At 37.3% G+C, this 12,415-nt stretch carries 7 protein-coding genes; all 7 read left to right on the forward strand.

All coding sequences use genetic code 11. The features are described 5' to 3' along the window. The first annotated feature begins 47 nt into the window (after nt 1-47). A complete protein-coding gene (gene serS, locus AB1Z56_RS26320; protein WP_313266719.1) occupies nt 48-1,319 on the forward strand; it encodes a serine--tRNA ligase in 1,272 nt (423 codons plus the stop codon). A 647-nt stretch (nt 1,320-1,966) separates the two neighbouring features. Further along, on the forward strand, nt 1,967-5,200 hold the full coding sequence (locus tag AB1Z56_RS26325) for a SusC/RagA family TonB-linked outer membrane protein (RefSeq protein ID WP_426790544.1): 3,234 nt from the start codon (nt 1,967-1,969) through the stop codon (nt 5,198-5,200). A gap of 12 nt (nt 5,201-5,212) precedes the next feature. Then, nucleotides 5,213-6,682, forward strand: a complete 1,470-nt coding sequence (locus tag AB1Z56_RS26330) for a SusD/RagB family nutrient-binding outer membrane lipoprotein (RefSeq protein WP_426790545.1) — start codon at nt 5,213-5,215, stop codon at nt 6,680-6,682. A 1,088-nt stretch (nt 6,683-7,770) separates the two neighbouring features. Further along, nucleotides 7,771-8,067: a hypothetical protein gene (locus AB1Z56_RS26335; RefSeq protein ID WP_426790546.1), complete on the forward strand. Its 297-nt coding sequence runs from the start codon at nt 7,771-7,773 to the stop codon at nt 8,065-8,067. Between the two features lie 26 nt (nt 8,068-8,093). Beyond that, a complete protein-coding gene (locus AB1Z56_RS26340; protein ID WP_426790547.1) occupies nt 8,094-8,543 on the forward strand; it encodes a hypothetical protein in 450 nt (149 codons plus the stop codon). A 191-nt stretch (nt 8,544-8,734) separates the two neighbouring features. Further along, complete coding sequence (locus AB1Z56_RS26345; RefSeq protein WP_426790548.1) at nt 8,735-8,902, forward strand: hypothetical protein; 168 nt, start codon at nt 8,735-8,737, stop codon at nt 8,900-8,902. A gap of 348 nt (nt 8,903-9,250) precedes the next feature. After that, nucleotides 9,251-12,403: a SusC/RagA family TonB-linked outer membrane protein gene (locus AB1Z56_RS26350; protein WP_426790549.1), complete on the forward strand. Its 3,153-nt coding sequence runs from the start codon at nt 9,251-9,253 to the stop codon at nt 12,401-12,403. Nucleotides 12,404-12,415: the final 12 nt, after the last annotated feature.

A 12,415-nucleotide genomic window follows, 5' to 3' on the forward strand; every position in this document is an offset into this window, starting at 1 on the left:
CAAATTTATCTAAGTTTGTTCACTATTTTAAATAACACATTTATATTATGTTGCAATTAAATTATATCCGTGAGAACAGGGATACGGTAATCGAAAGATTGGCTGTCAAGCATTTCAAGGAAATTGGATTGGTCGACGAAATCATCAGTTTAGATGAAGAGCGCCGTAAGATCCAATCGGAATCAGACGCACTTTCGGCAGAGGCTAATGCGGCAGCAAAGCAGATTGGAGATCTGATGCGCCAAGGAAAAAAAGAAGAAGCTGAAACCGTTAAATCCAAATCCTCGGGATATAAAGAGCAAGTGAAGCAACTTTTAGATCAATTGGGTACAATTGAGGCAGAATTGAATGAGAAGATCGTACAATTACCTAATTTACCGCATCAATCCGTTCCGGCGGGTGTAAGTGCTGAGGACAACGAAGTTGTTTTGACTCATGGGGAAATCCCCGCCTTGTCAGAGGATGCATTGCCTCATTGGGAATTGTTGAACAAATATGATATTGTTGATTTAGAGCTTGGCGTAAAAGTTGCAGGTGCAGGTTTTCCCATCTATAAAGGTAAAGGTGCTAAATTGCAACGCGCATTGATCAATTTCTTTTTGGATCAGGCTGCAGAAGAAGGATACGAAGAAGTACAGGTGCCAATTTTGGTCAATGAAGATTCTGCATTTGCTACGGGACAATTACCGGATAAAGAAGGGCAGATGTACTATGTGGGTAACGACAACCTATATTTGATCCCTACAGCTGAAGTTCCGGTCACCAACATTTATAGAGACGAGATTGTGAAAGAAGCACAGTTTCCAATCAAACATTGTGCTTATACACCCTGTTTTCGTCGTGAAGCAGGTTCATATGGAGCACATGTACGTGGATTAAACCGATTACACCAATTTGATAAAGTAGAGACGGTGCAGATTGTGCATCCAGATAAATCCTATGCGGTGCTGGAAGAGATGAGTTTATATGTACAAGGACTGTTGCGGAAATTAGAGTTGCCTTACCGTGTATTGCGTCTCTGTGGGGGAGACATGAGTTTTACTTCTGCATTGACTTATGATATGGAAGTATATAGCTCTGCTCAGAAACGTTGGTTGGAGGTGTCTTCGGTTTCTAATTTTGAAACCTACCAAGCAAATCGCTTGAAAGTACGTTTTAAAAATGCCGATGGCAAGATGCAACTGGCACATACCTTGAATGGTTCGGCATTGGCTTTGCCACGTATTGTGGCGGCAATATTGGAGAATAATCAAACGGAAAAAGGAATTAAGATTCCTGCAGTTTTGGTTCCGTACACGAAATTTGAGTATATTGATTAAATAGCAATAAATAAGTTGCTTTTGCGCTTGTTTAATATAAAAACGAAAGACGCTCAGCCTGAGAAGGTAGAGCGTCTTTTTTTGTTATAACTCGATTTTAAAGTGTTTAGAATCATTATAAATTACATGAGTTTCTAATGCAAAAAAATAACAGAATAGTGTGTTAACGATTTCTTATAGCATTGTTAATGTTTTGTTAAATATAGCTGATTCCGTATAAAATTCTGTTTGAAAATAGTTTGATGAGTTTTTATTCTAAAATGATTCTCTTGTGTTAATTTGTAAGATTGTGAACTTATTATTGCGGTATTTCCTGTTTTCTGGAGATTATGTTAAAAAACTTGTAAAAGCAACTTTGGCTTTATATATTTGACACCGCTAATAAAAATCGCACTAACTATTATTTACTGTAAATGCTGAAAAGAGCAAATTTTACAGCTGGATATTTATCTAAGGACTGACCCTGCATCTACCTGGGCTCACTTTTCCAATAGTATTTTCAACTGTTACTGAATGAACTGCAAGGGGCTATTTGGCGCATTGTAGTTTATTGTCTAAACAATTTATGTTTAGACGATTATGATAACGGATATAATTTATATCAATATATAGGATTAGAAAAAATAATAAAATTAACTAACTAAAACATGAAACAAACATTACTAAGTTTTCTTGTTGGCGGTATGATTCTGACTTCGGTTGCATTCGCTCAAGAAAAAAAGATTAGTGGTCGTGTTACATCTGCTGAGGGTAAAGCAATACCAGGGGTAACAGTAGTTGTGCAAGGGACTAATCAAGCAACACAAACTGATGCTAATGGTAATTACTCTCTGAGTGTACCGGCAGGTAAAGTTGTTGTATTCCGTTCCGTTGGTTTTGACGATAAAACCATTATTGTTAATAACAATAGTACAGTATTCAATGTTTCTTTATCGGGTCAAGACAATGCTTTGCAAGAAGTTGTAGTCACTGCTAATGCAATTAAGCGTGAGAAACGCTCGTTAGGCTATTCTGCTCCAACAATTAAAGCGGATGAATTACGTGAGGGAGGTAATTCAAGTGCTATCAACTCTTTAGCCGGTAAAGTTGCGGGTGTAAATATCACATCAACATCAAATTCACCTGGTAGTTCTTCTCGTGTGGTTTTGCGTGGTGGAACGTCAATCAGCGGTAACAACCAAGCTTTGATCGTTGTTGATGGTATGCCTATCGATAATACAAGTAAAGTAGGTGGCGCAAGTGATTTGTCAAGTGTGGATTTTGGAAATAGAGGGAATGATATCAATCCAGACGATATTGCCTCTGTAACTATATTGAAGGGGCCAGCTGCTGCTGCGTTGTATGGTTCCCGTGCATCAAATGGTGCCCTAATCATCACGACGAAAAGTGGTAATAAAGGCGCGAAGAATCAAATCACTTTTAATACAGTAAATACATTTTCATCCATTTTGAAATTACCTGATTTCCAAAATGACTATGGACAGGGATATTACAATATCAATAAGACTACCGGAGATGTAACTTATGTCAACGATCCAAGGGAAAATGGTTCTTGGGGACCGGCATTTACAGGCAAGATGCAGGAATGGGGACAAACGATCAACGGAGTTAGACAGCAAAAACCTTATTCTGCTGTAAAAAACAATGTTCGTGATTTCTTCGATACCGGTATTGCTTCGGATAACAATTTGAGTTTCGCTGGAGGAACAGAAAAATCTAGCTTCTATTTGGGATTGAATGCCTTGAATTCAAATGGTGTTTATCCTGGTAAAAACGATAACTATAACAAGTATGGTGTACGTTTTAATGGAAATACTGAATTTTCAAATAAATTCTCGGCAGGAATTTCTGTAAGCTATAACCGAATCAATAGTAATAATGTCGGTGGTGGTCAAGGTGGAGGATCTGTTTACAATGCGATTTTACAAACACCTCGTGATATCGATATCAAAGGACTAAAAGACTTGAACAATCCTTACAATGCATATGGATTTACAGATGCGAACGGTTTGGTACACAGTAATGAGTATGGTTATTATGGAGCTTACACACTTAACCCATACTGGATATTGGATAACTTCAAAAACTACAATGATGTGAACCGTATTGTTGGTAATTTCAATATTGATTACAAGCCAACATCTTGGTTGACATTCCAAGAGCGCGTTGGTTTGGATAACTATTCGGATCGCCGTAGAAATGAGTCTCCAAAATATAACTATGTTGCAACAGATGCTGCCGCTCCTTATAGCAACGGAAACCGTGTTTCGGGAGTAGGATCTTATCGTATTGATCAATTTAATGTTAATGAGATCGTTCATGATTTTATGGCTACCGCAACGCATGACTTCAATGACGACTGGAAAGGATCATTAATGATTGGTAATAACATCCGTCAACGCAAAACAACTAGCAACAGTACAGCAACAAACGCTAGTGGTGGTTTGGTGGTGCCAGGATGGTATAACTTAGCAAATTCAAACGGTCCATTAAATTTGATTGAAGATACTTGGTCAAATAGAAGATTAGTAGGCGTATATGCGGATGCAAATATATCCTATAAAGACATGGCCTATTTAGAGGTTACAGGCCGTAATGATTGGTCTTCTACACTGCCTAAGGATAATAATTCATTCTTCTATCCAAGTGTAAGTGGTTCATTTGTGTTTTCTGAGCTTTTCAATGAGAACATCAAAAAGACTTGGAACTACGCTAAATTCCGTGCAAACTGGGCGCAGGTGGGGTCAGATACTGATCCATATCAATTGTTGACTACTTTTGCCCGTACAACAATCAACGGTGGATTTGGTAGTACAACTTTTCCTTTTGGTAATGTCTCTGCTTTAATGTCAAGCTCTACTATTGGAAATGCGGGTTTAAAGCCGGAAATTACAAATTCATTTGAGCTTGGTACTGAGTTAGGTTTCTTACAAAATAGATTGTATGTAGATTTTACATATTATAACAATAGCTCTAAAAACCAGATTTTAAGTATTCCTATTCCGGCATCGACAGGTTATGGATTTAGTGTGATCAATGCGGGTAAAGTTCAAAACAAAGGTGTTGAGTTAACACTTCGTGGTACACCTATCAAAACAGACAATTTTAGCTGGGAATTATATGGTACTTATACCAAAAATAACAGTAAGGTCGTTGAATTGATGGATGGTGTTGAGCAAGTTTCTGTCGGTGGTTTCTCTGGAATGTCTATCGTAGCTGCTGTAGGTCGCCCTTATGGTGAATTTTATGCTGTTACTGAAGCGAAAGACCCGCAAGGACGTACTATTGTGGATGGCAAAACAGGTTTGCCTGTTGCGACTTCAAAAGCGGAATATTTAGGATCTTATAATCCGAAATATCAAGCTTCTTTGGGTACGAATGTGACTTACAAAAATTGGTCATTAAGTGCTTTGTTTGATGCTAAGCAAGGAGGAGTATTCTTCTCAAGAACAAAAAATACACTGGCATTCGTTGGCGCATCTGAGGAGACAGGTGGTGAACGTATCGGTTTGATTTACCCTAATTCAGTTATTGAGGACGCAAATGGAAACTTTACAGAAAATACTTCTGTAAAGTATGATAAAGCTTCTTACTACGGGAATAATTTCCAAACAGGTATGAGTGTAATTGATGGTTCTTATGTGAAATTGCGCAATCTGACAGTTTCTTACACCTTCAAAAAACATCAATTAGAGAAAACTCCATTTGGGGCTGCAACCATCGGTCTTTTTGGTAATAACTTATTTATTTGGACACCTAAAGCAAACAAATTTGCTGATCCAGAAGTGAACTCTTCAGGAGCGGGAAATGCACAAGGTTTTGACTTTACAGCACAACCTTCATTACGTAACTATGGTGTCAACGTAAAGGTATCATTCTAATTCTTGATCATAATGAATATTAAAAATATTAAAATAAAAAGTCTTGGACTTGTTCTGGTTGCCTCAACAGTTTTTGGGCTATCCGGATGTAATAAATTTTTGGATGTGAACACCAATCCAAATAATCCCGATAAAGCTGATCCTAGCCTACTATTACCTACAGTAGAGGCTTCTATCAGTCAGGTCGTCGGTAATTCACTTCAGGTTTATGGAAGTATTTGGGCTCAATATTGGACTCAAAGCCCATCTTCTTCACAGTATAAGACTGTCGATCAATACCAAGTTTCCAATGCGAATACCAATACCGCTTGGGTTGCTTTGTACAGAAACGCATTGAATAATGCGCAGATGATCATCGATAGTAAAGAGGTTAAAAATGAATACTATAAAGGTATTGCTTATTTGTTGAAAGCATATACATTTCAAGTGGCAACCGATGCTTTTGGAGATGTTCCAGTTGCTGAAGCCTTGACAGGTGCAGAGCACAGAAGCCCAAAATATGATTCACAAGAAGTTGTTTATGACTCCGTATTCAATTTTGTAGATAAAGGGTTGGCTTTGTTAAAAACACCTAATGCAAATGCAGTAGGAACTCAGGATATGTTGTTTGGTGGTGATCTAACACGATGGACTGCTTTTGGAAACACTCTTAAGCTTAAAGCATATTTGAGATTAAGTGAAAAGAATGCAACTAAAGCAGCGGCTGGTGTGAAAGCGCTTTACGATAGCAAAGCAACTTTTTTGGATAAAGGTGTATCGATCACGTATACAAGTACAGGTGGAAATGAAAACCCCTTGTATAATGAGATGATCGGTTTGGGCCGAACACAAAATATCGTAGCAAGTGCAACTGTGGCTAAAGCTTTTAAGAGAAATAACGATCCAAGACTTTATGCTTTCTTTAGTATATTGCCTAAGCAAGATACAATAGCTTATATTCCACAAGGGTCATTTGAAATTAATTCTGAAAAATTAGTTTCTCCTCCATCGGCTTTAGTTGCTGGAAATGCAAATGATGCACAATCAGCTTTAGCACCTGTATGGTTATTCTCAAGTGCAGAATCAAAATTCTTGCAAGCAGAGGCGATCGTCAGAGGTTGGGGGAGCGGAGATGCAACTGCGTTGTTTAATCAAGGCGTAAAAGAAAGCTTTAAAGCTGCTAAATTAACAGATGCGGAATCAGATGTTTATTTGGCTAATGCTGTTGATGCAAAAGACTTCTCAGACAAATCGGCAACGGCTAAGTTGGAATCCATTATTACACAAAAGTATTATGCCATGTGTGGTAGTCAAGGTTTTGAAGCCTGGTCAGAATGGAGAAGAACCGGTTATCCGACTTTCTTCGAGGTTTCTGTAGCATCGCGTTTGGGAGCTGGACGTTGGCCATTACGTTTGCCATATCCTCAAAATGAGGTGACTAGCAATGGTAACTTCCCTGGTATCAAGTTTTTATATGAGCCAGTTTGGTGGGACGTGAAATAATCTTTTAGATTTATAAGCAAATAAAAGCGGCAATTTCGAAAGAAATTGCCGCTTTTATGTACTAATGCGTAGTAAATTTGTCACATCGTACTCTAGAAGAATATCTTCCAAAAAATACACTTAGAAATATTTTCCAATTTCTACAACTTGTAACAGTTTCGAGTAATCTTTTTTTTTAATTCTTAGAGAAATTATTTCTATCTCTCTAAAAGTGCATTATATTTCTCAAGGAAATTATAATATTTTTATTTCCAATATTCTAACGTTTGGCTATCATCCAATTGTTTTGGGAGACGTTCATTAAAATACTCATTCATCTCGGGAATTTTATTTTTGAAGTTCTGATTTAAAGTCCTTCCATACTTCTCTATGATCTCAAACTTAGATCGGGTGTAATAATATGAGAATAGTAGACGACTCTTTGAGAAACCTGCTCCATTTCCGATGATTAAATACCATTCCAACGTTCGCTATTCGGAAAGTAAGTGATCTTGACTTTGTACATGAAATGGTGTTAAAATGGCTTGTTTTAAAGTGTTTTAAATCAGTACGCTCGATTCGAAAGTTTCGTGTTGATCCTTGCCTTTTTCGTTAGGTTTGATCGCTCAGCGGACTTTAAAATGCTTTTCAATTTTTGAGGATTATAAGCACGCCTATGGCATGCTATTGACATGCTTGTACTTAATGATAGTTTTTCAATCAGGGGAAACCTATAGAAGTTTTCAATAAGACTTAATTGGTAGATTATCAGATAGTATAAAACTACAGTATTTCCTCAAAGATAATGTCATTGCCAAATATTAGCCAAACAGCTCTATTTATCATTCGTTCAATTGGCATATTGGTCGGTTGAATACAACTAAATCTTACTTAAGGTATATCAATGGAGGGATTGAAGATAGGCTTTATAATCTTAATAGTAAAGATATTCCTCATTAAGGACAATTTAACAGATTTGTGTTTGATCTTCCTTATTCCGTTAGGAAACTTTTGCGCTACGATTATGAGAAGTTTGCCAGCATGTTGATAGATCGAAGTGGAATTGTCAATGGAAACAAGATCATCATTATTTTTATGAATTTATCAATTTGGATAGTACAACAGATGCTGAGGTGATCGAAGAAATGTCTAATGATCGGTTAAACGAATTATCCATCGAGTGGCGGGCTGATTTTGAACAGATCCGGGCTGTGGGAGATCGGTCAGCTCGGAAGAAGAAAGGGCAATTATGGTGGGGCCGTGCTGCGGCAGCGGTTTTATTTGTTTTAGTGTCGAGTGTAATCTTGATTTCAAAACACAGAAATTATAGGACTGAAATTGGGTTGGAATGTGCTAATATGTCCTTTGGTGCGGAGCATCATTGTCTGAATCTGCTGGTACAATAGTGCTTGCTGATTCATCTATAATTCGATTGGATACGAATGCAACGGGAGTATTGCTTGATTTAAATGGTATTTCGCTCGCCAAGACCGAGGGGGTATTGGAAGTTGATAAATCATCCAGCGGGCGGGAAGTAAATACAAACGATACGGCTATCGTGATCAGGACAGCTGCCCGTCAGCAATGTGTTATAGAATTCCCTTACGGTATGCGGGTCCGGCTAAATGCCCAACCAACTCTTCGTTATCCGTTGACGCAAGGAGATAGTACTCATGTGTTTATCGAGAGCGAGGCACTTATAGATATACCTAGCCAACTGTTTAGGGGTGTGATGGTAATACAAACTGACAATGGAAAAATTTCGAGTGATTACGGAACGTTTGAATTAGCCTCTTATGCCAAGTTACATGGGCAAAATCATATAAAAAGTTTTTCTTCTCTGATCGAAGATCAAACGAAAAGCAGGTGCTTTATTATTTAGACGAAGTTGTTGTTGCCAAACCCTATCTATCGAAGGGTAAAAAATACGACGGGGTAGTCTATTTTAATTTAGCGAACGGAGATTTCGAAAAAATTTCGCAATGAGCGAATGCTGTACGTGAATACAAAGATGTCCCACTGACAGAATTTGTCTGGCAGATGAGCCGCTGGCATGGATTTACGGTCAAAAATATGAAATGCATACCGAATAAGCTCATAAGTACGACTGTGTGCTACAGGACCAATCGGGAAAAGGTCTATGCTGTGATACGCGATGCTGGCGTGCTGATGTATGAGAAAAAAGGGATGATAAGTTTTTGCCCCGAAGATAATAGGGAAAGTCGTACGGCGATGAAGTAATGAGGCTATGATTATGATTGCAGTGTTTTACAAGGTGTCATAAGTTTCTCTTATGAATGGTTATTGCACCTAAATGTAACAATGTTACTTTCAGATTATTTTTTTTTAAAAATAAATCACTATTAATCAGCGTATTGTGTGTTTGCGTGAATTAATTGTTATCACAAAGTTATGCTTGCATTGCAAATGTTAAAAAAAGTTATAATTTTGCCTTTAACATTTTTTAACATGTGGAAACATTTCAAAGTGAAAAATGTTACTAACTATAACATATATAAATTATTGGAGAGTATATTGCTAACCAAAGTATTTTATCAAGAATAAACATTTTTTAATAAACGTAAACATATGAAACACAAATTACTCAGTTTTTTCGTGGGTAGTATGATTCTGACTTCTGTTGCATTTGCGCAAGAGAAAAAAGTTAGTGGTCGTGTAACTGGAGCTGATGGTAAGCCATTGGCTGGAGTGACGATTGCTGTACAGGGATCTAACGTAGCCACTCAAACGGATGCGAATGGTAATTATTCGTTATCTGTGCCAACAGGAAAAGTTATCGTATTTCGTTCTGTCGGATTTGCTGATAAAACTTTAATTGTAAAAGAAGGTCAGTCTGCTTTTAATGTAAGTTTGGATAATTCAAATCGTGACTTAGAAGAAGTAATTGTTACTGCGTTAGGCGTAAAACGTGAGAAAAGAGATCTTGGATATGCTGCAGATCAAGTCTCTTCTAAGACGGTTACACAAGCAAGTGCAGTTAATACAATTAATGGACTCCAAGGAAAGGTCTCAGGACTAAATGTCACGACCACCAATTCTGGTGTATTTGAAGATGTGAAAATTAATCTTCGAGGTATTCGTTCTTTAACTGGTAAAAATGAACCTCTATTGGTGTTGGATGGTGTTCAAATGGATATAAAATATTTATCTTCCATAAATCCGAATGATATCGACAATGTATCGGTCCTCAAAGGTGCTGCTTCAGCCGCTATTTACGGACCAGATGCACGGAATGGTGTTATTATGGTAACGACAAAGAAAGGCTCCGATGCCCCATCCATTAATTTAAGTCATTCTACGCAATGGCAAAATATTTCCTTCTTTCCAAAAATGCAAAAACGTTTTGGACAGGGATATACTGATGGTACCGAACGTGTTTATGATCCTATTGAAAACTGGAATTGGGGACCTGCATTTGATGGCTCCATGGTGGAAGTGGGACCTGTATTACCTGATGGCAGTCAACAAAAAATTGCGTATTCAGCACGAGATGATAGAGAAAAATTTTACGATACGGGAGTGACAAATCAAACAAATTTGTCTTTAACGTCTAAAGATTTTTTCTTAAGCTTGGAAGATTCTCAGATAAAAGGGATTGTACCAGGTGATAAAAATAGAAGAACTGGTGTGCGTTTAAACTCGCAGAAAGAATATGGAATTTTTAGAGCTGGATTAAACTTTAATTATGCTCAGCAAAATTATGATGTTTATAATCAAAGAGGGCAAGCAGATTATTATTCTGCTAAAAATACAGGTGGTAATAGTGGGCTATTTAGTCAACTGCTAAATACAGCAGCTAATATACCTCTTTTACAGTATAAGGATTATTTAAATGGTCAGTTTGCTACTTATGATACTTGGTTTACAGATTATGGTTTAAACCCATATTTTTCTCTTGGAAACTGGAGAAAGAATGGTAAGAAACAAGATTTATTAACCAATTTAGAGTTGGGTTTAAAACCTACAGATTGGTTAAGTTTTACTTATAGAGCTTCTTTGAATTCACGTAATATAGCTGAAAGAACATTAACTCAAGGAGTAACACCAAGTGCTTTTGGTCTTAAAAGAAATAAAAGTTTGATTCCAGCAGCCGTGAAAGAGTATAATTATAATCAGACAATTTTATCATCAGATTTCTTTGCCAATGTGGACTTTAATATTGACGAGGATTTTAAGTTTAATGGTATATTGGGTACATATGTGCGACAAAATGATTATCGTGCTACTGATGTCGGAGCTTCTAATTTGGTCATTAGTGATTTGTATAACTTGGAAAATCGTGTAGGAAATTTAACTGGCTCTTCAGATGGTTTTAGATCAAGGCTATTTTCTACTTATGCAAGTGCAGGGCTAAATTATAAGAATTGGGCAAATGTCGAAGTGACAGGTCGTTGGGATAAGACTTCTTTGCTAAGTATGGCTAACAATTCTTATTTCTATCCTGGTGTGAATGCAGCGGTTGTGTTATCTGATGCAATCCCGGAAATTAAATCTGAAGTGTTCAATTATTTAAAATTACGTGGAGCATGGACCAAAACTGCAAATGCAGATATTACCCCCTATTTGTTAGCTGCTGTTTTTTCGCAGAAGGCAGAAACGGGTTTCCCATTTGGGTCGGTCTCGGGTGTTACCGCGGGTAATACTACTTATGATCCTAATTTAAAACCTGAAAGAATTAATACTTCTGAAGCGGGGTTTGAAGCGGGGTTATGGAATAATCGTGTGACAGTTCAAGCAACCTATTTCTATTCAAAGAATACAGACCAAATTGCTAATATTAGTATATCAGAGGCATCTGGATATAGTAGAAGTTACCGTAATGCAGCGTCTTTTAACAGCAAAGGTGTGGAATTTGATATTAACTTATCCCCGTTAATCAAATTTAATAATGGTAGTGTGAAATTTAAGGCCAATGCACTGTGGAATGATAGTGAGGTGACAAGCATTTATAAACAACAGGAATTAAACCAACTTCAGATTGGAGGTTACAATGCCGCGTCAAATTATGCGATTGTAGGACTTGCTGCTTATCAAATGCGTGCTACGGACTATGTCCGTGATGATCAAGGAAGAATTATTGTTAATGCGACAACAGGGAGACCTTCTACATCTAGTCAAAATGTTAACTTTGGGCGAACTTTACCAAAATGGATTCTAGGATTAAATCCTTCTGTAAATTGGAAGAATTTCAATTTATCTGCTTTATTTGAGCATAAGGGGGGACATGTGGTTTCTTTCTTCGGCTTGGGAAGCGATATGGCATGGACTGGGGTTTCGGAAGCTACTATCTATAATGATCGAAATCCTTTTATCCTACCAAACTCTGTAATAGCCGATCCAAATAACCCAGGGAAATATATTGAAAATACAACAGCTAAGATAGGAGAAGGGAAAAATAATCCTATTGAAGCTTATTATACCGGTGAATTTAAAAATACAGCTTCTAACTTCATTGTAAGTGCAAACCAATGGCGATTGAGAGAACTTTCTCTAACTTATGATGTCCCATCAACTTGGCTAGTTGCTCGCCAAAAAGTGATTAAAGGATTGTCGATTGCTTTGGTAGGGCGTAATTTAGCCTTGTGGCTACCTAAAGCGAATAAATTTATGGATCCAGAGTTTGACAGTATGCCTGATTATCAAAATGCATATGGAAATATAAATTCAGACGCTAATCCTCCAGTGAGAAATTTTGGATTTACGGTTAATGCTAAGTTTTAATGATTAAGAATT

The sequence above is a fragment of the Sphingobacterium sp. WOUb80 genome (genome assembly GCF_050058145.1).
Lineage (GTDB): Bacteria > Bacteroidota > Bacteroidia > Sphingobacteriales > Sphingobacteriaceae > Sphingobacterium.

What these genes read in the sequence shown, in the direction of transcription:
- serS (WP_313266719.1), top strand. Translation starts at nt 48, where the DNA reads ATGTTGCAATTAAATTATATCCGTGAGAACAGGGATACGGTAATCGAA.
- AB1Z56_RS26325 (WP_426790544.1), top strand. Translation starts at nt 1,967, where the DNA reads ATGAAACAAACATTACTAAGTTTTCTTGTTGGCGGTATGATTCTGACT.
- AB1Z56_RS26330 (WP_426790545.1), top strand. Translation starts at nt 5,213, where the DNA reads ATGAATATTAAAAATATTAAAATAAAAAGTCTTGGACTTGTTCTGGTT.
- AB1Z56_RS26345 (WP_426790548.1), top strand. Translation starts at nt 8,735, where the DNA reads ATGAAATGCATACCGAATAAGCTCATAAGTACGACTGTGTGCTACAGG.
- AB1Z56_RS26350 (WP_426790549.1), top strand. Translation starts at nt 9,251, where the DNA reads ATGAAACACAAATTACTCAGTTTTTTCGTGGGTAGTATGATTCTGACT.